Annotated in this window: 26 protein-coding genes and 1 pseudogene; 20 read left to right on the plus strand and 7 right to left on the minus strand. The window is 34.8% G+C overall.

Translation table 11 applies throughout. The features are described from left to right. Nucleotides 1-204: 204 nt before the first annotated feature. From UtA1_RS07430 to UtA1_RS17110, 4 genes are all read left to right on the plus strand, one after another. Entirely contained in the window at nucleotides 205-618 is a 414-nt protein-coding gene (locus tag UtA1_RS07430; RefSeq protein ID WP_096550566.1) for a hypothetical protein, read from the plus strand. Between the two features lie 72 nt (nucleotides 619-690). Further along, on the plus strand, nucleotides 691-1,317 hold the full coding sequence (locus UtA1_RS07435) for a hypothetical protein (protein WP_096550567.1): 627 nt from the start codon (nucleotides 691-693) through the stop codon (nucleotides 1,315-1,317). A 15-nt stretch (nucleotides 1,318-1,332) separates the two neighbouring features. Beyond that, nucleotides 1,333-2,274 (plus strand): hypothetical protein, encoded by a 942-nt coding sequence (locus tag UtA1_RS07440; protein WP_096550568.1) that lies wholly within the window; start codon nucleotides 1,333-1,335, stop codon nucleotides 2,272-2,274. 499 nt (nucleotides 2,275-2,773) lie between these two features. Then, nucleotides 2,774-2,917 (plus strand): hypothetical protein, encoded by a 144-nt coding sequence (locus UtA1_RS17110; protein WP_172597779.1) that lies wholly within the window; start codon nucleotides 2,774-2,776, stop codon nucleotides 2,915-2,917. A gap of 199 nt (nucleotides 2,918-3,116) precedes the next feature. Here the strand turns inward: UtA1_RS17110 and UtA1_RS07445 are convergent, their stop codons facing one another. The 3 genes from UtA1_RS07445 to UtA1_RS07455 form a co-directional block, all read right to left on the minus strand. Continuing rightward, entirely contained in the window at nucleotides 3,117-4,703 is a 1,587-nt protein-coding gene (locus UtA1_RS07445; protein WP_096550569.1) for a recombinase family protein, read from the minus strand. Between the two features lie 21 nt (nucleotides 4,704-4,724). Then, entirely contained in the window at nucleotides 4,725-4,928 is a 204-nt protein-coding gene (locus UtA1_RS07450; protein WP_016837553.1) for a hypothetical protein, read from the minus strand. Between the two features lie 1,084 nt (nucleotides 4,929-6,012). Next, entirely contained in the window at nucleotides 6,013-7,374 is a 1,362-nt protein-coding gene (locus UtA1_RS07455; protein WP_096550514.1) for an IS4 family transposase, read from the minus strand. Between the two features lie 263 nt (nucleotides 7,375-7,637). On the opposite strand from UtA1_RS07455, the gene UtA1_RS07460 reads away from it, so the two are divergent. The 6 genes and pseudogenes from UtA1_RS07460 (at nucleotide 7,638) to UtA1_RS07485 (ending at nucleotide 11,046) form a co-directional block, all read left to right on the plus strand. Further along, a complete protein-coding gene (locus tag UtA1_RS07460) occupies nucleotides 7,638-7,943 on the plus strand; it encodes a hypothetical protein (protein WP_096550570.1) in 306 nt (101 codons plus the stop codon). Between the two features lie 22 nt (nucleotides 7,944-7,965). Continuing rightward, nucleotides 7,966-8,241: a YpjP family protein gene (locus tag UtA1_RS18040; RefSeq protein ID WP_126434567.1), complete on the plus strand. Its 276-nt coding sequence runs from the start codon at nucleotides 7,966-7,968 to the stop codon at nucleotides 8,239-8,241. Between the two features lie 2 nt (nucleotides 8,242-8,243). Next, a complete protein-coding gene (locus UtA1_RS07470) occupies nucleotides 8,244-8,813 on the plus strand; it encodes a hypothetical protein (protein ID WP_016837551.1) in 570 nt (189 codons plus the stop codon). Nucleotides 8,814-9,031: 218 nt separating this feature from the next. Next, nucleotides 9,032-9,496, plus strand: a pseudogene (locus UtA1_RS07475) (ABC transporter substrate-binding protein); the annotation flags it as partial. Between the two features lies 1 nt (nucleotide 9,497). Continuing rightward, nucleotides 9,498-10,262, plus strand: a complete 765-nt coding sequence (locus tag UtA1_RS07480; RefSeq protein ID WP_016837548.1) for an ABC transporter ATP-binding protein — start codon at nucleotides 9,498-9,500, stop codon at nucleotides 10,260-10,262. Further along, nucleotides 10,252-11,046 (plus strand): ABC transporter permease, encoded by a 795-nt coding sequence (locus UtA1_RS07485; RefSeq protein WP_016837547.1) that lies wholly within the window; start codon nucleotides 10,252-10,254, stop codon nucleotides 11,044-11,046. Before UtA1_RS07480 ends, UtA1_RS07485 begins: the two co-directional genes overlap by 11 nt. A 97-nt stretch (nucleotides 11,047-11,143) precedes the next feature. On the opposite strand, the gene UtA1_RS07490 is transcribed toward UtA1_RS07485, so the two are convergent. Both UtA1_RS07490 and UtA1_RS07495 read right to left on the minus strand, forming a co-directional pair. Next, nucleotides 11,144-11,347, minus strand: coding sequence for a YlaI family protein (locus UtA1_RS07490; RefSeq protein WP_016837546.1), 204 nt, complete (start codon nucleotides 11,345-11,347; stop codon nucleotides 11,144-11,146). A 10-nt stretch (nucleotides 11,348-11,357) separates the two neighbouring features. Then, nucleotides 11,358-11,858: a molybdopterin-binding protein gene (locus UtA1_RS07495; protein WP_096550571.1), complete on the minus strand. Its 501-nt coding sequence runs from the start codon at nucleotides 11,856-11,858 to the stop codon at nucleotides 11,358-11,360. Between the two features lie 177 nt (nucleotides 11,859-12,035). On the opposite strand from UtA1_RS07495, the gene UtA1_RS07500 reads away from it, so the two are divergent. The 3 genes from UtA1_RS07500 to pyc are packed head-to-tail and all read left to right on the plus strand — an operon-like array spanning nucleotide 12,036 to nucleotide 16,999. After that, nucleotides 12,036-12,323, plus strand: coding sequence for a YlaN family protein (locus tag UtA1_RS07500; RefSeq protein ID WP_016837544.1), 288 nt, complete (start codon nucleotides 12,036-12,038; stop codon nucleotides 12,321-12,323). A 54-nt stretch (nucleotides 12,324-12,377) separates the two neighbouring features. Next, the gene (locus UtA1_RS07505; RefSeq protein WP_016837543.1) at nucleotides 12,378-13,565 is read left to right on the plus strand and encodes an FtsW/RodA/SpoVE family cell cycle protein; all 1,188 of its coding nucleotides are present in this window, start codon (nucleotides 12,378-12,380) and stop codon (nucleotides 13,563-13,565) included. Then, complete coding sequence (gene pyc, locus UtA1_RS07510) at nucleotides 13,562-16,999, plus strand: pyruvate carboxylase (protein ID WP_016837542.1); 3,438 nt, start codon at nucleotides 13,562-13,564, stop codon at nucleotides 16,997-16,999. Before UtA1_RS07505 ends, pyc begins: the two co-directional genes overlap by 4 nt. Before the next feature lie 225 nt (nucleotides 17,000-17,224). On the opposite strand, the gene UtA1_RS07515 is transcribed toward pyc, so the two are convergent. Further along, the gene (locus tag UtA1_RS07515; protein ID WP_016837541.1) at nucleotides 17,225-18,154 is read right to left on the minus strand and encodes a COX15/CtaA family protein; all 930 of its coding nucleotides are present in this window, start codon (nucleotides 18,152-18,154) and stop codon (nucleotides 17,225-17,227) included. An 806-nt stretch (nucleotides 18,155-18,960) separates the two neighbouring features. Between UtA1_RS07515 and coxB the strand changes: the two genes are divergently transcribed. The 6 genes from coxB to UtA1_RS07545 all read left to right on the plus strand — a co-directional run bounded on the left by coxB (nucleotide 18,961) and on the right by UtA1_RS07545 (nucleotide 24,529). After that, entirely contained in the window at nucleotides 18,961-20,037 is a 1,077-nt protein-coding gene (gene coxB / locus UtA1_RS07520; RefSeq protein ID WP_096550572.1) for a cytochrome c oxidase subunit II, read from the plus strand. A 45-nt stretch (nucleotides 20,038-20,082) separates the two neighbouring features. Further along, nucleotides 20,083-21,975: a cytochrome c oxidase subunit I gene (locus UtA1_RS07525; RefSeq protein WP_096550573.1), complete on the plus strand. Its 1,893-nt coding sequence runs from the start codon at nucleotides 20,083-20,085 to the stop codon at nucleotides 21,973-21,975. Next, entirely contained in the window at nucleotides 21,972-22,598 is a 627-nt protein-coding gene (locus tag UtA1_RS07530) for a cytochrome (ubi)quinol oxidase subunit III (protein ID WP_096550574.1), read from the plus strand. The genes UtA1_RS07525 and UtA1_RS07530 overlap by 4 nt, the downstream gene beginning before the upstream one ends. 1 nt (nucleotide 22,599) lies before the next feature. After that, complete coding sequence (locus tag UtA1_RS07535) at nucleotides 22,600-22,941, plus strand: cytochrome C oxidase subunit IV family protein (RefSeq protein WP_016837537.1); 342 nt, start codon at nucleotides 22,600-22,602, stop codon at nucleotides 22,939-22,941. A gap of 174 nt (nucleotides 22,942-23,115) precedes the next feature. After that, a complete protein-coding gene (gene ctaG, locus UtA1_RS07540) occupies nucleotides 23,116-24,048 on the plus strand; it encodes a cytochrome c oxidase assembly factor CtaG (RefSeq protein WP_096550575.1) in 933 nt (310 codons plus the stop codon). Nucleotides 24,049-24,067: 19 nt separating this feature from the next. Further along, nucleotides 24,068-24,529 carry a DUF420 domain-containing protein gene (locus tag UtA1_RS07545; RefSeq protein ID WP_016837535.1) on the plus strand — a complete coding sequence of 154 codons (462 nt, stop codon included), beginning with the start codon at nucleotides 24,068-24,070 and terminating at the stop codon, nucleotides 24,527-24,529. A 118-nt stretch (nucleotides 24,530-24,647) separates the two neighbouring features. Here UtA1_RS07545 and UtA1_RS07550 read toward each other — a convergent pair whose 3' ends face one another. Then, nucleotides 24,648-25,010, minus strand: a complete 363-nt coding sequence (locus tag UtA1_RS07550) for a YugN family protein (RefSeq protein ID WP_096550576.1) — start codon at nucleotides 25,008-25,010, stop codon at nucleotides 24,648-24,650. Between the two features lie 145 nt (nucleotides 25,011-25,155). On the opposite strand from UtA1_RS07550, the gene UtA1_RS07555 reads away from it, so the two are divergent. Then, nucleotides 25,156-26,205, plus strand: coding sequence for a CAP domain-containing protein (locus tag UtA1_RS07555; RefSeq protein WP_096550577.1), 1,050 nt, complete (start codon nucleotides 25,156-25,158; stop codon nucleotides 26,203-26,205). Nucleotides 26,206-26,231 lie beyond the last annotated feature (26 nt).

Genomic DNA, 26,231 nt, shown 5'->3' on the forward strand with positions numbered 1-26,231 from the left:
AAAAACACTACCTATCGTCTCAAAACGTTACTGAAACGATGCTCATTTGTTCCTTCGATTGCGATTGGAAAAGGGCATTGATTTTATTATCCTAAAATTTTTGTGATTAACCATAATATACTTAATTTTACACAAATTAGTAAAGAGTTGATTTTAAAATCCGATAATTATAATGAACTATTATTTTGGAGGAGGAATGTACAAATGAATTCATTCTTTGGAAAACAAGGCAAAATATTGTTTTTGGCTTTTACTGTAATTTTTATTTTAATGGCGATTGGATTTGAGAGAAGCTATGCGAAAGAATTTTTACTTGATCAAAATATGAATTCCATCATTGAATCCCAAAATAATATGCAGTTTACAAAAGAATCATTAATAGTAGATATTAATAAAGAAAATATAAAACCAGAGATACAAATTGATGAAAATGAAGCTATAAAAATTAAAAACAATAATAAAATCAAACTTCAATCCTACTATGATGTAGAAGGATTAATCTTAAATACACAAGGTACTTTAACAGAAAATAACCCGTTAGATTTATATTTCTTTAGTCCAACATCTAATAAAATTCTAATCTCTAGAATATTATCTGAAAACGAAAATTATACATAACGACTTTATGTAATAGATTACGAAAATGGACTCGCCTATCCAACACAAATTTCCACTTTACCACAAGAACTAATGCTAGTAAATTTACCTGCGGGTGATTATGCTTTAGGAGTGATTTCAGAAGGAACTTTGGGAGATTCATACACTATTCAAATGAATGCTTCCAATCCTGCTAATTTCAGTGAAGCTATTTTTGTCACACAAGATCTTACTAGATTTGTTGCAAAATATAGTGATGGTTCTCTTTATTCAAATGGTAAATATATTTTGAATGTTAATGGCACTAACGAACAGCTTAATTGGGAAAGAAAATATTATTTTTCATATAATGGAGGATACTCTCAAAGAACACATTCTCTATCAGATATAAAAATATCCGCTATTTCAAATCCAATTACTTATTCTTCTAATTATGCAAGTTCTAATTTTGCAATGATGGTCTATTTAAATGTAGGGACATTATTCACATATCATGAGTCACAATATCAATCTGGTACAAACCCATACTATTACAGTTCATTTGTTGACACTTTAGGAAAAACTACACCACGTAGATTGGATATTGATGATTTTAATTATGGTAATCATATCTTAATTGTAGATTTAACAACTGGAAAATCAATTGACTTCTTTAGTGTACTGAATTTTTATTATGCAAGTGGAATTGAGCCATTACCATCCATTTCTTATTTGCAATAAGAGAGGTGATAACCCATGAAAATAGATCTTGGATATATCGGAGCCATTGCAGCACGAAATCGTGAAAAGCGATTATTTGAAACTACAAATGTAATGGCTGGTAAACAAGTTGAAGTCATCAAAAACGGCACTGCCTATCAAATCACTTTTTCCGATGAATTCAAACAAGTTCAAGGGCTTATGAGAATGACAATGGAAGAATTTTTTTCAAAAGATATTAACGTAAAAAATGCAGATCCTTCCGATCTTTTTTCTTATCGTCCTCAAGATCAATGGCTTATCTTTAGTCAATATTTGCATGAAGCGAAATATTTTGATTCATTAAGCGATGAAAATGTAAAAGACATTGAATCAATCTTACAACATATCACAGATGGAATTGATAGTATTGCTAAATATACAGGTATCAATTTATTCGGGATAAAAAAGCAACAACTTCAATCTTATGAAGCACAGCTTGAATTAGCTTCATCGACTGCTGCCCTTGAATATTTTAGTAACAAGTTTTTAAGTGGCGATGTAAAAGCTGGATTTGATCAACTCATTCAAGAATATGTTCAACACAATACGAAAAAAGTGATGGAATATCAGTCTGAAGAGGAACGATTTTATGCTGCACGAGCAAAAATAAAGTGGATTAATGCACCAAGGACTTCCGAGCAATCACAACTTTTGTCTATGACAAATAAATTAGGAAAAACCATTTATACCCACGAAGAAATTCAATCGGTAATCAAAAATTATGAAGAATTATATAAGCAAATAAAAGATGAAGAGAGCTTGGCCTCAACATTATTAGAAATCAAAGAACAACTTCTTTCATTTGTAATCAAAGGAATTTCACCAATGGATGCAGATTATCAATTATCGAGAGAATTTGTTTCACAACATTCTGAAGAAACATTTAAACGAATCGAAAATTATTGGAAACTATTGTTGCAAGGAGAACAAGCGTGATCTTCGACTTTATACTATGAATATAGAATATAGCCAAAAGCACAAAACATTGATTTTATAAATGTTTTGTGCTTTTGGTGCGCCCGGCATGTACATGAACTATAGGGTGTAAGTCCCGAACCCCGAAGACAGAAGTAGAGGTTAGCCAAGAGCAAGGGTGTCCGTGGTGACGCGGAATCTGAAGGAAGCTGGAGGCAAAACACCGGTCCGAGGAACACGAACCTCATATAAGGCTAGGTATGATTGAGTGAGTTTGCCAAACAAAACAAAGCTCTTTCTGTCGAAGGTCATATCGAGTAAATGAGGCGGATAGATGGTGTGAAAGTGCATGTACTTACCCGGGGAGGTCTGGCGGATAGGTGAAGTTCGCTTCATAACCTACTTAGTGATAAGTAGCTGAACCGTCAGAAGTCAGCAGAGGTCATAGTATTAGTTGGTCTAGAACAACTAAGAAGGACCGAACAATTAAGAGAGAATAGCCCTTGGCATTCAGTGAGTCATGATGAACACAGAAAACGTAGTACCTCACTTGAGGAAGGAAGCGGTGAATCCCGTGGGAGACCTCTTGGAGGGTGGAGTGACCACTGGCATAAAGAGAACAGCTATTCACGGAAGTTATAAAGACTTGCGTCAATCATCTTAATTGAACCGCCGTATACGGAACCGTACGTACGGTGGTGTGAGAGGACGGGAGTTAATCGCTCCCTCCTACTCGATTTAATATATATGTTGTTTTTTTGGATATGTTTGTTATTATGATAGATTGATAATTTATTCAGTAGTCCGAATTGCCAGTTAACCTAGCGCTATATAAAGTTTTTCAATTTTTCAATCAGAACATTCTAATCAAATCTCCCCTCAAAATAATCCGACAACCAGATGTTCAGTTCAATTTCAATTTCATTTTTCCCTAAGTAAACTTTATTGATTACTCTTGAGAGCATGGCTTTTTTTAGATGTTCGTCTGCTTCGTTGAATTTTTGCTCCCAATTTTCTAATTTGTTAGCCAAGTAATTGACGTCTGAATAATTCTCGCGCTCTTTTACTAATTCTTTATTTAGCGTTTGAATTTGAGCCGATTTTTCCTCTATCTGTTTTTCTAATTCAGTAATCACGTCAGATAATTGTTCAGGAGTAAAAGTGCTTTCACCAAGTAGTGCTTTCCCAATTTCAAGTTTTAATCGATTATGTTGCTTTTCTAAATCGGAAAGCTCCTTCTTTAAATTTTGAATATTACGCTCCTTTATCCTAAGTAATTCAGATTTCATATTCTTACTTGAATCAAGGAAGGATTGTAATTCGAAATGTGATAAGATTACTTTTATTTTATTAAGAATGAGCGTATCGTATTTTTTTCCGCCCCAAATGTTTTGTTCGTGATTGCAATGTAAACTTCCTTTGTTTAAAGGGCATCGATATCGATAAATGACATTTTTATAAGTTCCATTTTTTCTTTTTGATGTCCTATAAAGATAGTTAGTGGTTAATTTAGAACAACAATATTTACAATAGGCTAACCCTGAAAATAAGAGTTTTCCGGATCTTGGAATGCCTGTTTTATCTTGTTTTTTAATACAACTGCGTCTTGTATTTCTTATTTGTTCGGCTTGATAATAAAGCTCTTCCGAAATGATTTGTAGCTTGTTGTTAAATGGCTGAGTGCCGCCAGTAGCAGTTTTATATCGTTTTCGTCCAATGTAAATTGGATTTTCTAATATTCTCTTTATAGTGCTTATGACAAACTCTTTTCCATCCCTTGTTCGAAACCCATGTGCATTTAAATAATCTGTAATTTTTCGATAACCCATTAGTTTATTCACATATAAATGATAAATTAACTTAATCATTTGTGATTCTACTTCATCCGGTACTAGTTCTTTAATTCGACGATCTTTATACTTCCAATGTTGTTGATTGGTTTCAATAATTTTGTATCCAAGGGGTGCAGTTCCACCTTGAAAATATCCTTGTTCGCTCAGCTGCTTTTTTGCTTCTTTAACCCTTATGGATGTTTTTTGGCTTTCACCATCTGACTGCCAAAAGCTAATGTAATTGAGGAGCTTATCAACATGAGATTCAATTTTTCTTTGTCCTTCTTTAACAGACCAGACCTCAATACCGTTCTGAATTAAAAAATTGACCATGACAGGTGTTTCATCTTCTCGCCTGCCTAAACGATCGAACATGAACACTAATAATACGTCGAATTCTTTATTTAATGCGCCTTCTTTAAGTATTGCCATTTCATCGCGTTCATTTAATGATTTTTTCCAACCAGATACACCTTTTTCGTACAATTCATTTGTGATGGTCCAATCGGGTTTGTTTTTTACGAATTCGTAGCAAGCATTTTTTTGCATGGGAATGTCTTCATCTGCACTGACTTGTTGTTTTTTCGACACCCGATAAAGACACCAAACCCGCTTCATTTCCACACACCCGTTTCACTATTATATAAGCTCTAAGAAAAAGGTTTTTAATGCATTTTTGGCATATGTTCTTTTTTCGGGGTTTTTCGTAAATTTTAAATGAATTTTCACTTCGTTGTCTGAAATATCCGTTAAATAATCAAATTGCCCATATGATTTGTGTAGATATTTTACTCCGCCAATGTCAATTTCACCCAATGATTGTGAGAGAGTTCTATCCTTCAATAATATCCCTCCGATTTTGTAGGGTGTTAAATTGTATTCACTTTGAATTGATTATATTAGTCATTTTCCTAAGCGAAAATGTCGAAAAAACTCGACTAATTCCACCGGGTTTAAATTTTTTTAAAGGAAACCCCATTGAAATGACATACACATATGTGTAATTTTCTATGGGGTTCAATCATTTTATGTTACCAATTTGGTGTTGTATGAGAATGTTTGTTCTCTACTGAGGGTGACTCTATTCTTATAAAGGTATTTTTATAAATTGGTTGCTATCGACCTCAAGCGGTAATCATAATACAGGTTCTTATGGAACTAAAGTATCATTTAGGTTTTTTACATATATTGGTATGAATTGAGTTGATTAATTATAATCAATTCGTACATAAGCATTCATATTTAGCGACTTGCTTTTCTAATACTGAAATGAACTTCATTAGGTGCAAGAAAACGAATTTATGGAAGCATCGGTTTTTTGACACCTGATGAATATAAAAGATTAGTCTAGTAGCAGTGCAATCTTTGAGATATAAAATACTAACCCTTCGCATTTTTTTGGACAACAGATATGAGTTTAATTTCCCTACGTCCCAAATAGAATGACAATTGATCTTTTAACTTTGACAATCTCTTTGAATAAGTTACCTCTCACTGATAATTCTAATTTCTTATTGTCTTTTTTAGAACATTTATGTAGTTACTTTATTAGAAGCAGTTTATTGAACTTACAACAGGACAGGGAAATTATTTCACAAGAAAGGCCTATTTTTAAGGTATTTACATCAATTTCTCCAAGTCCTTTATTAAATTACTTCGTGATAATGTGTTGTAAATTTATGTAATATTATTACTAGTTTTGTCGAATTCATTTATAAAAATTTCTATTTATGTAAAAATTTATTATATAGGAGATGGAATGACTTGGAAAAATAGATTTACTACATAATTAACGTTACTTTCTTATTATAATTCTCAGCGACACAGATTCTGCCAGTGTTTCAGAATTGTAGCAAGAAGAAAAAATAATCTCTCTAATAATTAATTGAAGAAAGAATACGATGGAAAAATGAAGAATATTATTAACTCAACTTTCGCACACAGATATTGTCAGACATCTCTTGATGTAATTGGGTAAAGACGCAATCCATTCTTGTACTTTACTTTTAAATAATTCCATGTTCAAACAAACATTAGCTTCTGCTAATGTTTGGAAGATCGCTAATAATTGATTCAATGCACTCTCTAGATTCATATCTTTTACATCTTCACATAATAGAAAAAAGAGATTTCCAATCGTTTTAGGATCGTTGTTTTGTCTACGCTCCCACTCTAAGAGTATAAAGCGAGTAAACACAATCGTTGTATGACTAATCAACAGATCATACGAACGACCTTGAAATTCTTTTGCTAGGTTAAGCAATGATTTGGTACACTTGAAAAATGTTTCGATGTCCCAGCGCATCCCGTAAATACGCACAATTTCTTCATCTGAAAGTGTGGTATCTGTACTCAAAATGGCTAACCATTCACTCTTTTTATTGCGGTTACGCACGAATACAATCTTGACTTGTCGTCCTTTTGCAAGATGAACATGGATCGAACCGAGTAGGTCTTTCTTTTCCATGGTACGCTTTGCTTTTTTAAAGAGTTCATCCAGAGTATGGGCTTCACCATCTATGAAATAACGTTGTTTTAGCTGCTTGACCATACCAATGACAAATAAACCTTTATCCGTGATTTTTTCAATCAAAGGCTCATGCGTAAACCAAGTATCCATTAACACATAATCAGCTGTAATTCCTGCATTTAAGGCATGATCCAATAAAGCAGAGACAACGCTTGGCTTATCTTGTTGTGCTTCAAGACGACGCTTGTAGCCGGAAGTGCGTTTATCAATGGATTCATCGACCCCGTTAAGTTGATTTTCCTTTTTCGCTGAACTCAATAAAGCAAAGTCTACAGGTAGAAAAGAATATCCATCAGACCAACCAAGAGTAAGCAACTGAAACCCCTTATAGAATCGTTTCTCTGTATGATCAAATACTCGTGAAAGAAGTTCAACAGACTTGCTTCGGTTGCGTGAAAAGAGTGAATCATCAACAATAAACACCTTCACTCTGTTGTTTGATGTAAGCTTTTTTATACGTCCAGTAAGATCTTGACATAAGGAAAGTAAAAAAGTTCGCCAAGCATAAGTAGATGAATTTAGAAAACGGTAGATCGTATCTTTTTTAGGTAAGTCCACGGCTTTCTTACTTTGAAGTGCTTGAAACCAATTTTTATATTGGAAAACAAGCAAAAAAATAAGACGGAAAATAGATAAGCATGAATAACCAAATCCCTTAGTAATTCTCGCTTTTCTCAAATGTTTGCCTATATTTAATTCAGAAAATCTTCGTTCAAGTTCTTTTGGTAGTTGTGCAAAAGTATCTTTTTTCGTTATCATAATGGTGACACCTTCTTTGGTATTTGGTTTGTTCACCATAATTTTACCAAAAGATAGGTGTCTTTTTCTTTTAAAAAAATAAAATCAATAAAAAACAAGAGAAATAATGAAAGACGATATAAAACAGTCATATCAAGAGTTGCAATAAGATATTACTCTGCGAAAGTTGAGTTATTAAATTAATCTCTGTTGCTTTGATTTTCTAACTAATAGTAACAACTACTCCAATTTTTAGTTTTGCTAAGGAAAATGAAATTGAAAAATTGCAACAAAAATGGCATATATCTGATGAAGATTTAGAAAAGAGTCTAGAACTAATCTCAAACAACAAAGAGCTATTTATGGAGATTGTTGATCAAGAAGAATTAGATTCTTATAATATTGAAGATGAAAATACCGCTTTACTACTATATTTTTTAAATACAGATCAAATTAATAACAATGTAAATGCTAGAACCTTATCTTCAAATGATGCTATTATTCAACCTACTATTTGGGGTAGTTTGGTCCGTGTACTAGTAAGTCAAGCTGTTAAGAAAAAAATGGGAAAAAAATTCAAGAACGTATAGGAGATGAAGTAGAAAAAAAGTAATCCCAAAATTCCAAGATGCTGCTGAAAACGCTACAAAAAAATATGGTTATAAAGGCCACAAAGGTCCTGAATATGATAATGGACAAATTAATCAAGGTGAACATATACTTTCTATACAAGATGATAAGGGGGATTTTATCCGTTTCCATGTTAATATAAACCCTAGTAGAAATACTACAACATGGCATTGGCATCTTCGAGATGATAATTTTAATGAACATTACGGTCAGATACAACTTCAACATAACAGTTTACCGAAATGGGGTTCTGAATAAATTTGGAAAAAATACTATTAGCTACTTATGGTTGCGGATTAGATTATTATGTTATTAACAATTTAGTCAAAGATAAATTAAGTGCGTTTGAAATTGAAAGGTATGGTATTCCTGAAGAGGATATTCCTAAAACTTTAGATTGTGATGATGGAAGAAAAATATTATTTCGTTATGAAGCTTATGATGTGAATAGGGAGAATAATAGAAAGCTCGAAGATTTTTATTTTCACCTATATCATATAAGCGAAGAACAATTAAAAGATTTTGAAGATTCACTTTCTATCTCTGTTAAAGGCAAACATATTCGTTGTCCAATTAACGCTAGGGGCCATATTGAAGTGGAAATAAATCATATTGAATTTTCTGCTCGATCTCTAGTTACAATTGATAGAAAAACAATCGTCTATTTAATAGATGAAGAAGCAGAAGGCAATGCATTGATTCGTTCTCAACTACAGCTGTTACCTCCTGAGTTACATTCCTTAGAATTAGATTATGGAATAAGTTATGAAAAGCGAAAATTAGAAGTAAGAGATTGGATACAGAAAATTTATAATTTGGTAAATCTATGACTTTCGATGTTCTAAATAATTTAATTATTTAAAAAACCATTCAGGTAACTGACTTATTGAACTTTCCTCCACTGCTAGCATAGCTAATAGGGGATGGTTCAATAAGGAGGTTCTCGTGTAAAATCCACTTTCGTTCCCCAATTAGTAAAAACGCTATGAAATATTACTTGCTTCATTTTTACTTTCTCCTTCATTTTCAGTAATGTCTTTTGTTCCCCCATGCCTTTGCATCCGGTACTGGTGAATTCGTACAGCTATTCGAACCGACAGCAAGTGTGTTTGAAAAAGAGGGTATTGGCCATGTAGTTGCATCCTTTGGTACAGAATCCGGCCATGTGCCATATACGGTGTTTATGGCGAAAGAAAGCTACTTAAAGAAAAATCCGGAAGTGGCAGAGAAATTTACAAGAGCTATTAAAAAAGCACAAGACTATGTATATGAAGCACCTGCAGAAGAGGTGGCAAAAGCGATTCAGCCATTCTTTGAAGATACGGACATTGAATTGATTGCACAAGTTGTAGAACGTTATCGCCAGCAAGAATCCTATGCCAAAGATCCAATTTTAGATGAAGAAGAGTGGAATAACTTGCAAGACATTATGGATGAAGCAGGGGAACTTCCGATGCGCATGGATTATTCGAAACTAGTAGATACAACTTTCGCAGAGAAGGTTTCGAAGTAATATGAGTTTCTTAGTTGTAGAACATGTCAGCCATACGTATTTTTCAAAGGATGCGGCAACGGAAGCGTTACGGGATATTCATTTAACGATAGAAGAAGGAGAGTTTGTTTCCTTTATTGGTCCGAGTGGTTGTGGAAAAACAACATTGTTATCCATAATAGCAGGATTATTTCAACCGACCTATGGAAACGTGTTCATAGAAAATCAGCAAGTGTATGGAAATAAAGAGTTATCCATTGGCTATATGCTTCAGCAAGATTATTTATTTCCTTGGAAGACAATTGAAGAGAATATTACACTCGGATTAAAACTACTAAACAAACATGTTGATATGAGCATTGCATCGAAATTATTGCAAGATGTTGGGTTACCGCCAGTGGAGAAAAAATATCCGAGAGAACTATCTGGTGGAATGAGACAGAGGGTGGCGCTAGCCAGGACGCTTGCGGTAGATCCGAAAATTTTGCTATTAGATGAACCTTTTTCTGCACTGGATTATCAGTCAAAATTAAAGCTTGAGGATCTCGTTTCAAAAATGTTAAAGCAATATAATAAAACGGCCATTCTTGTTACGCACGATATAGGTGAAGCTATAGCTATGAGTGACCGTATCTATCTATTTTCCGCAAGACCCGGTAAAATTCATAAAGTGTTTGATATACCTGAAGAAATTAGAACGTTAACTCCATTTGAAGCTCGCAGTCATTCAAGCTACTCCCCATTATTCCAACAAATATGGAAGGAGCTTGAACATCTTGAACATTAAAGAACTTCATTTACAATATAAAAAACGGTTAGCAAAGGAAAAACGGTGGATCAAGTTTTACCAGCTCTTCATTTTAGTAGGATTTTTTGTACTTTGGGAGATGGCTTCTTCTAAACGCTGGATTGATCCGCTCATATTTAGTGCACCTTCCAGAATATTTAAGTTGTTAACGAATATGGTATCAGACGGTACGATATTTATCCACATAAACTATACTTTATTTGAAACAGTTCTTGGGTTTATTCTTGGAACGTTGATCGGAACAATTTTAGCGGCCATACTTTGGTGGTTCCCAACTGTTTCAAAAATTTTAGATCCTTATCTCGTCGTTTTAAATTCCATGCCAAAAGTGGCACTCGGACCTATATTAATTGTAGCGCTTGGTCCAGGAATGACTTCCATCATCACGATGGGAGCAATCATTTCAGTTATCATTTCAACCATTGTAATCTACACATCTTTTCGAAATGTGGATGCCAATTACTTAAAAGTATTGCAAACATTTAATGCAACCAAATGGCAAATGTTTAAGGAAGCGATTTTACCAGCTTCTTTCCCAACGATTATTTCTACATTAAAAGTAAACGTTGGCCTTTCTTGGGTAGGGGTTATTGTTGGAGAGTTCCTTGTTTCTTCCCGAGGACTTGGATATTTAATTATTTACGGATTCCAAGTGTTTAATTTCAATCTCGTGTTAATGTCGTTGCTCATTATCGCGATTTTTGCAACACTCATGTATCAATTGGTTGAAATGTTAGAGAAAAGATTAATTAAAAATGAATAACAGCAACAGGGAATCACTGTTTCTTGATAAAGAATGACCTATTATGAAAATAGAGTAAATTTCATAATAGGTCATATGTTGTTTAATTGGATATTTTTTATAATTCTTCATCAATGCTGGATGAGCTGCGGAAAAATCGAAATTTTCCAGTTGCTAATCGCTCAAGGGTTTTCGTTGTAATGCGATCATTGCATGTTTCACACATATATGTGTGTATTGGTCGATTTCTTAATTTTTTAGCCAATGGTGAGTCGTCTTCCAGTTCGTGGATGGTATCACAAAGTACACATTGGACACGCATACACTCAATCCTATTCCACTCGGATAGCGGAAATATTTTTGATAGGATTGTCCACGTTTGAACCATCTCCAAAAATTAAATGAACAGGTCCATCCTCTGTTAGCGGCTTACCATCTTGGCTATATTTAAAAATAAATTTGTATGCTTCTTCAATTGGAAAAGCATGTTCCGAACCATCTTTGCATTCAAATACAATTGTATTTGCATCTTTTTCAATTTCAGCGTGATTTAAAAAATATTTAATTTCCATTCCGAATGTACCAGTTTTCATACCTTGACGGTCAAATTTTCTTTCAGTTTTTAATGTAGGAGGGAATGTTGCACCTTCCATGATTTCACGGGACCAGTGTTTTCCCATGTTAAATAAGTATTTTAAATCTTCATCTTCTTCTTGTTTCGGATTGGTGAAATAAGATTTTAAATCAATTCTGCGATCATCAAAAATCCATACGGATGGATCTAATGTTAATTTATACTTGACTTTACCTTTAATTGGAATGATGCTTTCCATTTTAAATATCCCCCTTAACTATTTTACATATATCAGTATACAGCTAGATTCTATCTTAATAAAGAAATAATCATTTATCACGGTTCTACCTATTGTTTGCTACTTGCATTTTTATGTGCTAAAAGCTAAACTTTATAAAGATAGAATAGAAGAAATCACATTAATGGGGGCGTCCTCATGGAGAAAAAAACACAAGCTTCCTTCCAAGAAAAAGCTTTAGAATTGTTATTGGAAGATGCAGATAAAATAGCTCGTTTAATTAAAGTGCAAATGGACCATTTAACGATGCCACAGTGTCCTTTGTATGAAGAAGTGTTGGATACACAAATGTTTGGCTTATCCCGTGAAATCGATTTCGCCGTAAAGTTGGGATTGATTGAACGTGAACAAGGCAGGAAGATTTTGGATACATTAGAAAAGGAATTGTCCTTGTTACATGAAGCATATACAAACACAAACAAGTAACAGAAGACTCAAATCGATTTGATTTGAGTTTTTTTTCTAAAAGAGGTCTTTACTATGAGAAAATATATTTCATACTATATTAGAAATTTTGATTATCCATTATTTTTCGTATATGTGTTCCTATGTTTATTTGGACTTGTCATGATTTATAGTTCCAGTATGATGGTAGCTATTGTCAACGGTAAAGAACCGGATTATTATTATAAAAAACAATTATTTAATTTAGTGGTTGCATTTTTTACCTTTGTTCTCGGTGCTTTTTTCCCGTATAAACATTATAGTAGGAAAAAAATTATGATGTTTATGGTTGGCTTAATTATCACTTTAATGTTTTGGCTATTGCTATTTGGTACGGGTGAAGCCGAGACGGGATCAAGAAGTTGGATTAATTTATTTGGAATTATGTCATTCCAACCTTCAGAACTCGCAAAACTGATAATCATACTGTATTTTGCCGGTGCCTTTTATAACAAAAGTTTAAAAACACCGATGGTAGACTTACACCCAAACCATATTATTTATCCCATTATAGTATGGATTGCGATTATCTTTTTTGTGGCAAATGAAACTGACATTGGAGCTGTGCTTATTATTTCTGGCATCGCTATAGCAGTTGTTGCCGCAAGTGGAATTCGCATACGAACCTTTTTTAAATTTTTTGCGGAATTAGCACTTTTTGGTGGAGCCATTATTGGAATTTTAGCGTTATTTAAAAGGGATTCAATTTTTACAGAAAATCGAATTGGGAGAATTAAAGCTTTTTTAAATCCATTTGAGTATGAGCAAGGTTCAGGCCTTCAAGTCATTCGAGGCTATATGGCGATTGGTTCTGGTGGATTAGAAGGTGTAGGTCTTGGTCAATCCGTACAAAAACTGGGGTATTTACCGGAACCGCAAACTGATTTTATAATGGCTGTAATTGCGGAAGAATTGGGTTTGTTAGGCGTTATTATTGTACTTGGTGGTTTAGGATTTATCGTATTTAAAGGAATTTTGATTGCTTTGCTTACGAAAGATCCTTTAGCAAGAATGATATCAGCGGGCATTGCTAGCTGGATTGCCATCCAAACCTTTACTAATCTAGGTGGTTTATCGGGACTAATTCCATTAACTGGGGTAACGTTGCCATTCATTAGTTACGGTGGATCATCTATATTGGTTCTATCTTTCGCAATGGGCATATTAATCAATGTTTCTATGTATGAGAAACTAGAAAAAAGAAAACTTAGGGGGACACAATGAGAAAAATTCGTAAATTATTAGTGGCAAACAGAGGGGAAATTGCAATTCGTGTTTTACGAGCTTGCAATGAATTAGACATTAAGACAGTTGCGATTTATTCTCAAGAGGATCGTGCTTCACACCATCGTTATAAAGCTGATGAAGCCTATATCGTTGGTGTTGGGAAAGGTCCAATCGATGCTTATTTAGATATTGAAGGCATCATTGAAATCGCAAAAGAATCAGGAGCAGACGCCATCCATCCAGGTTATGGCTTTTTAGCTGAAAATGTTGAATTTGCGAAACGCTGTGAAGAAGAAGGTATTATTTTCATCGGTCCAAATTCTAGACATTTAGAAATTTTTGGAGATAAAGTGAAAGCAAGGGAACAAGCAATTCTTGCGGGAATTCCAGTTATTCCTGGTAGCGATGGCCCTGTTTCATCCTTTGAGGAATTAGAGCGCTTTGCAGATGATGTAGGTTATCCAGTGATGATTAAAGCGGCGCTTGGCGGTGGCGGTCGAGGAATGCGATTGGTGCATTCAAAAGACGAATTACAGAGTGCCTATGAAAGGGCAAAATCAGAAGCAAAGGCTGCTTTTGGTTCCGATGAAGTATACGTGGAAAAAGCGATTATTAAACCGAAACATATAGAAGTGCAAATTTTAGGGGACAAAACAGGCAATATCGTTCATTTATATGAGCGCGATTGTTCTATTCAGCGTCGTCATCAAAAAGTGGTAGAGATTGCGCCGTCGATTTCGCTTTCAGAATATTTGAGAAACTCCATTTGTGAAGCTGCAGTTAAGTTGATGAAAAACGTTGAATACGTGAATGCTGGAACAGTAGAATTTTTAGTTTCCGGTGACGACTTCTATTTCATCGAAGTGAATCCGCGTATTCAAGTAGAACATACGATCACTGAAATGATTACGGGCATTGATATTGTTCATGCGCAAATTAAAATTGCAGAAGGGTACAATCTTCATTCCAAAGAAATCGGAATCCCTGAACAAAGTGAAATTCCTTTATTTGGACATGCGATTCAATCTCGCGTTACAACAGAAGATCCAGCAAATAATTTTATGCCGGATACAGGAAAAATCATGGTTTATCGTTCAAGCGGTGGATTCGGGGTGCGTTTAGATGCAGGCAACGGATTCCAAGGAGCTGTTGTAACCCCTTATTACGATTCTTTGCTTGTCAAAATTTCCACTTGGGGTAGAACATTTAAAGAAGCTGCTGCGAAAATGGATCGAAACTTGCGTGAATTCCGAATTCGTGGTGTAAAAACGAACATTCCATTTTTAACAAATGTTGTTTTACATGAGAAGTTTTTATCTGGTGATTTTGATACAAGTTTTATTGATTCAACCCCTGAATTATTTAACTTTGCTACACGCAAAGACCGCGGTACAAAGTTATTGAGATATATCGGGGATGTAACATTAAATGGCTTCCCTGGAATTGAGAAAAAGAAGAAACCGATTTTTGTCAAACCGACAAAACCGAAATTGGATATTAAAAACACTGAGATACCACGGGGAACAAAACAACTTTTAGACGAACAAGGTCCAGAGGGGGTTGTTCGTTGGATTAAGGAGCAACAAGATGTATTGTTAACGGATACAACATTCCGTGATGCTCACCAGTCGCTCTTAGCAACCCGTGTTCGCAGCCAAGATATGTATCAAATTGCAGATTATAATGCTCGCATGTTGCATAATTTCTTCTCATTAGAACTTTGGGGTGGCGCAACATTTGACGTGAGTTACCGCTTCTTAAAAGAAGATCCATGGGAAAGACTTGTGAAACTCCGTGAACAAATTCCGAATATATTATTCCAAATGTTGTTCCGTGGTGCTAATGCGGTAGGTTATACAAACTATCCAGATAACTTAATTCGCGAATTTATTAAAGAAGCTGCAAATGCAGGAATTGACGTATTCCGAATTTTCGATAGCTTAAACTGGATTAAAGGTATGGAAATTGCCATCGATGAAGTTCGAAACACAGGCAAAATCGCAGAAGCTGCGATCTGTTATACTGGCGATATTTTAGATCCAACTCGTTCGAAATATACAATTCAATACTATAAAGAAATGTCGAAGGAATTGGAGCGAGCTGGAGCACATATTTTAGCCATCAAAGATATGGCGGGATTATTGAAGCCAGAAGCTGCTTATGTGCTTATTTCTGAACTAAAAGAAGCTGTAGACTTGCCAATCCATTTGCATACTCATGACACGAGCGGCAATGGAATTTACACATATGCAAAAGCTATTGAAGCGGGTGTTGATATTGTTGATACGGCATTAAGTTCCATGGCAGGTTTAACATCTCAGCCTAGTGCAAATACACTTTATTATGCCATGAGCGGCTCAAATCGACAAGTACGTGCGGATATCGATTCTCTTGAGCAATTATCCTATTATTGGCAAGATGTTCGAGAGTTTTATCGAGATTTTGAGAGCGGCATGAAAAGCCCGCATTCAGAAATTTATGTTCATGAAATGCCTGGTGGTCAGTATAGTAACCTACAGCAACAAGCGAAAGCAGTTGGCCTTGCTGATCGCTGGGATGAAGTGAAAAAGATGTACTCTCGTGTTAACTTATTATTTGGCGACATCGTTAAAGTAACGCCATCATCTAAAGTTGTTGGCGACATGGCATTATTCATGGTTCAAAATGATTTAAATGAGGAAAACATTTTAGAAAAAGGAAAAACGATTGATTTCCCTGATTCTGTAGTTGAATTTTTCCAAGGATATTTAGGTCAGCCTCACGGTGGTTTCCCTGAAGAACTACAAAAAGTAATATTAAAAGATCGAAAACCGATTACAGTTCGACCTGGTGAATTATTAGAACCAGTTGATTTTGACAAATTGAAAGAAGAACTGGAGAAAAAAGTTAACAAATCGTTAACGAAAAAAGATGTTATCTCCTATGCACTTTATCCAAAAGTAGTTGAAGATTACTTTAAAGCTGTTGAAAAATATGGCAACCTTTCTGCTTTAGATACGCCTTCATTCCTATATGGTTTAAGAATCGGAGAGGAAATTGAAGTAGAAATTGAAAAAGGAAAAACACTTATTATTAAATTAGTATCGATTGGTGAAGCAGAACACGATGGAACGAGAGTTATTTACTTCGAATTTAACGGTCAACCTCGTGAAGTCGTAGTTGAAGATTTAACGGTTGAAGCAGATGGAACAATTGCTATTAAGGCAGATCCGAATAATCCGAATCAAATTGGTGCAACAATGCCTGGAACGGTATTAAAAGTTCTTGTATCAAATGGTAGTCGTGTAAAACGTGGAGATCATTTATTAATTACAGAAGCAATGAAGATGGAAACGACTGTACAAGCACCTAACGATGGGGTTATAAAAGAAATTTACGCGAAACCAGGCGATGCCATTTCAACTGGTGACTTATTAATTGAACTTGAATAATGTAAGAATATGAAATTTCATAAATGGAGCGAATTTAGAAAGCGATATGTTTTCTAATTCGCTCATTTTTTTTAATATTTGGTTGATAAATTCTCTAGAGCGTAAGAAATATAGTAGTATAGCAATTATTGCTTGGGGAATATCTTTAAGGATTTGAAGATTCGATTCAATAGTAATGAAATAAAAATGGATTGCCTCTCATTAAGAGAACAATCCACATGAAAATTATCTTTTATTTTCGTTATAAGAACTACGGGCAACTAATAAAATCATATAACATAACAGTCCGAACAATAGTGTAATAAACAATGAATGCAGTAAGGACACGACTAAATTTAATTGAGTCAAGATAATGAACATGCCTGCAATAATTTGCAAAGCAACAAGAATAAACGCGATAATCCAGCCCCAATAAATAACCCGTTGATCTTTATAATGTTTAAAGGCATGAATCATAATATATAAAATCCAAATGAAAATTAATAATGCGGCTAAACGATGCCCCATGTGCACCCATTCATACATTTTGCTAGGTAAACTAAATGGTTTATCGTTATAGCAAAACGGCCAACTAGGGCATGTTAAACTTGATCCTGTATGTCTAACTAGCGCTCCGGTATATATTACTATGTATGAATAAAGGGTAACACCAATGGTATGCCACTTTAATTTTCTACGAATAATAACCCGATCAGCATCAAATTTCTGATCGACTTCGAAAACAATCATTGCAAGCAACATTACGGCTGCAAAGGAAATAAGGGAAATACCAAAGTGCAGGGCTAAAATAAAATCGCCTTGTCCCCAAAGCACTTGGGCAGCACCAATTAATGCTTGCAATACAAGGAAAAAGATTGCTAGAAATCCTAAAAATTTAACTTCCTTAACGTGACTGAGAGATCTCCATGTCCAAAAAACTAATATTAAAACTAGGATGGAGACTGCCCCGGTAACAAAGCGATGGGAAAACTCAATCAACACTTCAGTAGTAATTTCTTTTGGAATCAATGATCCGTTACAATCTGGCCAATTTCGACCACAGCCTAAACCGCTATCCGTTTTTGTTACGAGAGCTCCCCCTAATAGAATAAGCAACATACCAAGGGTAGTAGCTACTGCAACCCATTTTAATATCCAATAATACCTGTGTTGCATTAATTGACACCTACTTTTATACTCTGTAAAAATTGCATGAAAAAAGCTATGCTTTTATGATGATAGCGAATTCATACAAAAAAGACAACTTCAAAGAATTCGCACGAAATAATTGATATGAAATTTCACAAACTGTTCACAGAAATGTGAAAAAGATTTCACAAAAATACTATTAATTGATAGTTCCTTATAATATGCTTTGTAGTAAAGTAGAAATTAAGGTCATTGAACTTGGTGTTTCACACAAAATTCACCTTATAATCTAGAAATTTGGCACAAAGTTCGATATAGTAGAATTTAGTAAGTAAAGCTTACAATTTTGAAAGGAAAAAAAGGAGGGAAATAATAGCGGGCTGAAATTTTGAGGCATTGAATTTTCTTGCCAATATAATGATCGTCATAGTAAACTCAGAGCTAGTGAAAATGGAGCTCATGGGGAAACTGTGTTTTCATTAGGACATGTATGTAATAAATGCATGGAGTTATATTTAAATTTTTATTTTAAAAAAATGTCATTCATCTAATGAAAATTGTATGTTAATATGGTTATTGTTTCATTTTTATGTATAAACTGCTAAATAGCGGTTTTTGCACTTATTAAGCACCATTATTAGATTAAGTACTGTTTATACTAAGTATATGTTGTATTAGTTTGATTGATGATATGAATTACAGTAAAAATTTCACTCATTAATTAACAGTTTTATACCATCAGGGATTCTTTCTTCAATAAAGAATTCAAATAGATAGAGCCATAATGTCCTGTTAGACAAGACAATCAAAAGAAAGAGGGGTTTAATTAAGCTATGAAGAAAGGGCTTAAAAAATGGTCTCTTTTCCCGTTATTAGCAGCATTTGCTATTATTTTATCGGGCTGTGGTGAAGAGTATATTTCAACACTTCGACCATCTGGTGCTGTCGGAAAAGAGCAATTTAATCTACTATTACTAGCTACAAGCATCATGACGTTAGTAGTTATAGTAGTTTCAGTTCTTTATTTACTTACTTTCGCGAAATTCCGTCGCTCTAAACTCGGCGAAGATTACATGCCAAAACAAGTGGAAGGTAGCCACACTTTAGAAGTAATTTGGACAGTTATCCCAATTATTCTTTTATTAATTTTATCTGTTCCAACTATTTTGGCTACTTATAAATTTGCCGATGTATCTGCTATGGATGAAGTGGATGAGGAAGGTAATCCAACTGCGCTAACAGTAAATGTTACTGCAAAATTATATTGGTGGGAATTTGAATACCCTGAATATGGTATTGTCACTGCCCAAGAACTAGTTGTTCCAACAAATGAAAAGGTTTACTTCAACTTAAAAGCAGCTGACGTTAAACACTCATTCTGGATTCCTGCAATCGGCGGAAAAATCGATACTAACGTTGAAAACGTAAATAAATTCTATCTAGTATTCGATAAAGAATCTGCAGGCTTAAACGATGGAGAAGGTGTATGGTACGGAAAATGTGCTGAACTTTGCGGTCCTTCTCACGCATTAATGGATTTCAAAGTAAAATCATTAAGTCGTCAAGACTTTGATGCTTGGGTAGCTGCTATGCAAGCTACAGAAGGTCAAACAGCTTCTACTGATTCAACAGATTTAGGTGAAGCAGTATTTGCTCAAAACTGCTTAGGATGTCACGCAGTATCTGCTGTTGGCCCTGCCGGTGCAATGGGTCCTAACTTAGCAACATTTGGTGATCGCAACCGTGTTGCAGGATTCTTAGAGCATACGAAAGAGAACGTAGAAGCATGGATTAAAGATCCTGAAAAGTATAAACCAGGCAACTTAATGACTGACATGTATAAAGAATTAACTGATGAGGAAGTAAGTGCTGTAGCTGATTACTTAATGAGCTTATCAGTTGAAAAATAATCATTTAAAAGATATAGATAGAGATTAATTAAGGAGGTTAAAGTTGTGAGCTCAGTAGCAGTCACAAAGAAAAAGGGCGTGGGTGCGGTTATTTGGGACTATTTAACAACTGTTGACCATAAAAAACTTGCGGTATTGTACCTATTCTCTGGGCTATTATTCTTTGCTATCGCAGGTTTTGAAGCGCTTTTAATGCGCATTCAACTAATGTTTCCAAATAGCGACTTTATTTCTGCCGGTACTTTCAATGAGTTATTAACAATGCACGGTACAACAATGCTCTTTTTAGCAGCAACACCACTATTATTCGGCTTTATGAACATGGTTGTACCTTTACAAATTGGTGCTCGTGACGTAGCATTCCCATTCCTGAACTCATTAGGATTTTGGTTATTCTTCTTAGGTGCTACATTCTTGCACTTATCATTCTTTATGGGTGGAGCACCTGATGCTGGTTGGACTTCATATGCATCATTATCTTTATACTCACCTGGACATGGTATTGACTTTTATGTATTAGGTTTACAGATTTCTGGTGCAGGTACATTAATTTCTGGTATTAACTTCATTGTTACTATTATCACTATGCGTGCACCAGGTATGACATTTATGCGTATGCCTTTATTTACTTGGACATCGCTAATCTCTAGTACATTAATTTTATTCGCATTCCCTCCACTTACTGTAGGGTTATTCTTGATGTTAGTTGACCGTATGTTCGATGCAAACTTCTTCGATCATACAATGGGTGGTAATACGATTATTTGGGAGCACTTATTCTGGATTTTCGGTCACCCTGAAGTGTATATCTTAGTTTTACCAGCATTCGGATTATTCTCTGAAATTATTCCGGTATTTGCTCGTAAACGTTTATTTGGATACTCTTCAATGGTATTCGCGACAATCTTAATCGGTTTCTTAGGATTCATGGTTTGGGCTCACCACATGTTTACAACTGGTCTTGGTGCAACAGCTAACGCTATTTTCGCAGTTGCAACAATGGCGATTGCTGTTCCTACAGGTATGAAAGTATTTAACTGGATTCTGACAATTTGGGGCGGTTCTATTAAAGTTACTGTACCAATGATTTACGCTTTAGGATTTATCCCATCTTTCGTTGCTGGTGGGGTAACAGGTGTAATGCAGGCAACTGCACCACTTGACTATCAATTACACGATTCATACTTTATCGTTGCACACTTCCACTACGTAATCGTTGGTGGTATCGTAACGGCAATCTTTGCATCATTCCACTTCTATTGGCCGTTATTCTTCAACCGTGCAATGAGCGAAAAATTAGGTTATTGGACATTCTGGATTTTCTTTATCGGATTCCATTTAACATTCTTTGTACAGCACTTCCTTGGATTAATGGGTATGCCACGCCGCGTATTCACTTACATGGAAGGTCAAGGTTGGGATTTATTCAACTTCATTTCATCCATCGGTGCGATTATGATGGCAATTGGTGTAGTGCTAATGGTTATTAACATGTTGTTATCAATTAAATCGGAACCATTAAACTGCCGCGATTACTGGGGAGATGGACGTTCTTTAGAATGGGCATTAAAAACGCCTATTCCATTCTATAACTTTAAACAAACTCCACTTGTTCGTGGATTTGACCCATATTGGATTGAAAAACAAGAAGGAAATCCTGAAGGCATGACATATGCAGAGCCACTTGGCGATGTTCATATGCCAAATAACTCAATTTTACCGCTTATTATGTCAATCGGATTATTCGTCGCTGCATTTGGTGCATTATATCATCCAGATGGAGTATCTTGGTCAGTACCAGTAATGGTAATTGGAATTGGTATTACTGTGCTTGCAATGATTATTCGTTCAGTAAAAGATGATTTAGGGTATCACTTACATGCAGAAGAAATTATTGCAATTGAAAATGAGCTTTATGGAAAAGGGGGAAATAAATAATGCTAAATACTAAATTCACCCCTCAAACTTGGCCAGAACACCCAGAACAAGCAACACTTGAAGGTAAAAATAAGTACGTAGGTATTTGGATTTTTATCTGTAGCGATATTGTGTTATTCGCAAGTTTATTTGCAACATACATTTCTTTGAGAAACAAAGGTCCAGCAGGTATGCAGTTCACATCTCAAGAACTATTTGAATTACCATTGGCCTTTGTGATGACGATGTTCCTTTTAACATCATCATTAACTTCTGTATATGCGATGTATCATTTGAAAAACTATAATTTCAAAGGGGTTCAACTTTGGACTGGAGTAACAGTTCTTCTTGGACTTGGCTTCCTTGCCCTTGAAATTTATGAGTTCTATCACTATGTACACATTGGTTTTGGTTATACTCAATCTGCGTTCTCTTCAGCATTCTTTACACTTGTAGGAACGCACGGTCTTCACGTAATTATCGGATTAGTTTGGATGATCTGCTTAATCGTCCGTAATGCTAGTCGTGGTCTGAATCTATACAACGCACCTAAATACTTTGTAGCGTCCATTTATTGGCACTTTATTGACGTTGTTTGGGTATTCATCTTTACGGTAGTATACCTCATGGGGGTGTTAGGATAATATGAGTCACGATACTGAGATTCAAGGTAGAAGCCAGTCCCAATACGAATTTGATCGCAGAAAAAGCGCAGTACAAATGCGCAAGCAAGTTATTAATTTTGCGATTATGATTTTCTTAACATTCGTTGCATTTGCAACAGTTGTTGCTGACTTTGCACCAACTTTTATTAAACCAGTGATCTTACTATTAGCTGGTATTCAAGTTGTATTACAACTATATTCCTTCATGCATATGGATGATAAACATGCACCTTTTATCGGTGTAATCTCCACTTTTGTATGGGTAGGAGCTGTCATTGCATTCACATTCTTCTTGGCATTTAACACAATTATTTGGTGGTAATGAAAATGGCTGTCTAGAATTTCTAGGCAGCCATTCTTACATATATTTACTTTTGAAAAATATCATATTTTCTTCAAAAAGATGGCCTTTTTATTACATTTCGTATAGTGAAATAATGATATAATGTCAATAGAACTTTGCTATTTTTACTACTTGGTTTTAAGGAGCGATAATATGCCTTTAAGTATATTTGGGTTTCAAGCTTTGTGGAGCCCATATATGATTGGGACATTGATTTTTTTAGTCATTGTCTATTTTCTCATTACAATTCGTTGGAGAAGTGATTTTAAAGAGAGTGAACCATTGAAGAAACGAGAGGCGATTTACTTTGTTTTAGGAATCGTGCTTTTATATGTAATAAAAGGATCGCCGATTGATTTAATGTCGAATATAACGTTTACAATGCATATGGTTCAAATGGCCTTTTATTTGCTATTACTACCAATATTGATTATTAAAGGAATTCCATGGTGGGTTTGGAAAGTCGTAGTTGGGTTTCCGGTAGTCAATAAACTAATTAAAGTGTTTACAAATCCGATCGTTTCGGTACTGGGTTTTGCATTAACTTTCTCTGTATATCATATTCCTTTAGTATTTGACTACATTAAAATTGATGAAACTTTACATGGTTTAGCTAGTCTTGTATTGTTTTTATCTGCCTTTTTTATGTACTGGCCACTTGTGAATGAAGTGCCAGGGCAACCGAAATTAAAAGGGTTGTACAAGATTGGATATATAATTGCTACAGCTGTTGTCATAACTCCTGCTTGTGCATTAATTATTTTTACAAAAGATCCTGTCTATGCAACATATACTGATGGAGAAGCATGGTTAAGAGCAATGGCTCTATGTGTGCCGGATCAAACTCTAGCTAGCATAAGTACAACAGTTCAACTATCTGGTCCAGAATTGTTTACGAATTTATCACCAATTCGTGACCAACAATTGGGCGGAGTACTTATGAAAATTATCCAAGAAATAATTTTAGGAATTTTGCTGTATTTTGTATTCATCGACTGGTGGAGAGATGAACACAAAATTAGTGAAGAAGAAATTACTGCGAAAGCATATAGTGAGTTTCAAGCGAAAAAAAGAAATCAATATTAAGAATAGGAGTTTGTAAAGTATGGGTGTACCAATTTTACCAACAATTAGCACAGCCTTCATCGTAATCAGTGCAATTTTAGTTGCAATTGGATGGGGGCTAATCATTAAAGGAAAAAAAGAAGCACATAAAAAAGTAATGTTAGCAGCTGGTGTTAGTGCATTAATATTCTTTATTATTTATGCTAGTCGAACTATCTTTATTGGTAATACTTCTTTTGGTGGACCGGAAGAGTTAAAAATATATTATACGTTCTTCTTATTTTTCCATATCCTATTAGCTACAGTAGGAGCTGTTTTCGGTATTGTTAGCATTGTGACAGGATTAAGGGAAAAATATCGAACTCATAATCGACTAGGACCGATTACGAGTATTATATGGTTCTTTACTGCTATTACAGGCGTTATTGTCTATTTACTTCTATATGTTATTTATGAAGGTGGAGAAACGACTTCTGTCATTAAAGCAATATTTGGATTTTAATAGGAGCTAATTTAATAGCTCCTTTTTTTATTTCTATTTTTTAAGTAAAATTTGAAGCAAAAATAAAAAGAGGCTATTCAACCGCCTCTTTTGTAAAATAAATGAATATATGAGTGCATTATGCGATGCCTAATTCGGCTAAATCTTTTTTCACATTTTCTAAAATCGTTTCACATTTTTTTACTAAATGTGCTGGGAATACTTCATCATCACCGTATTCTACACCATGTGGATAATAATATTTACCAAGTGCAGGTTTTAAGATTTTTAAAGTTGCAGTGTTATTTCCACAGTCACCTGAAATTGCTGTGCAGAATACGCGTAGATAATAACGGCCTTCTTTTATATCGAAGCGTTTGTCAAATGTCATACGATCATAGTCCCATGCGCCATGGCATTCTAAACCGTTTTTTTCCATAATATCAACAAGTACTGCTTGGTCTACTACTATATCTTCAAGCGTTTTGTTTTCGAAATACATGAATGTTCCTCCTTTAGTTACATCGCACAAAATTTTACGCATAATTTTATAATAGTGCAATTTCTCAAGAGTTGCAATGACAACATTGTGTCATACAAGATAAATTTAGTATAATGAAACCATTATAGCAAAGGATATGAATCGTATGAAAACTCTTTTTCGAATATTGATTGTCCTTTTTTCTTTAGCCATTCTGTATTATTATACATCGGATTCAACCGATGAATTAAAACCTTTGGAGGGTCCAAATTCTAAGTCAACGGTAATTCCTAAAACAGTCGTTCCGGAGGGGTTTGAGGATGCCTTGCCAAGACCTGAAACAGGAATTTCTACATACATAAATCAAGAAAGTAAAAAGCTATACAAGGACTTTGGTGAACCGAGTCGAATTGATAAAAGTGCTTTTGGTTATGAATGGTGGGTTTATAATTATGATAATAAATCCATTGCAATGTTTGGAGTGGAACGCGGGAAGATTGTCCAAGCGTACATAGCAGGAGAAAAATTGGATGTAACGCCATATAAAATTGGCCAGACTCTTGATGAAATTTATCGAATGACGATTGTGAATCCGGAAATTACTGTCAATATTGGTGAAAATATTTATACCTTTTCTTTGACGGAATACGATATGCACACCCGGATTTTAGTAAAATTTGACGAAGTTTTTGCTCAATTATATATTGATCAATTCACCGACACTTTAATTGGAATTCGTTTTCTGAATAGTGAAACGCTTGTGAAGCATAGACCATATGAGATGACTTTTGTAGGAGATTTAATACCAACGCCAAACTTAAATTCATATGTCCTTCAACAAAGCAATGAAGGATATTCAAGGCAATTGTTTGATATTGTGAATGTTTTCAGGCAGTATGAACACTTGCCAGCTTTAGAATGGGATGTGGATACAAGCATTGTAGCGATGGAGCATAGTGAAGAAATGTATACCGAAAATTATGTTTCCCATGATTCGCCAAAATTTGGTTCGTTAAAAGAAAGATTGGAATCTCATTCTGTTTCATATAATGAAGCTGGCGAAAACTTGGCAACTGCTTATTTTGACGCTATTGAAGCTGCCCACGGTTGGTTCAATTCGGAAGATCATCGTCAATTAATTTTGAATGATGATTTCACTCATGTAGGATCAGGCGTTTTCATTAATTATTATACTCAAATCTTTCTTGATAAATAATGAGCCATTAAATAAAAGTTCACCAT

Source organism: Ureibacillus thermosphaericus, assembly GCF_002370195.2.
In the GTDB taxonomy this organism is placed as follows: domain Bacteria; phylum Bacillota; class Bacilli; order Bacillales_A; family Planococcaceae; genus Ureibacillus; species Ureibacillus thermosphaericus.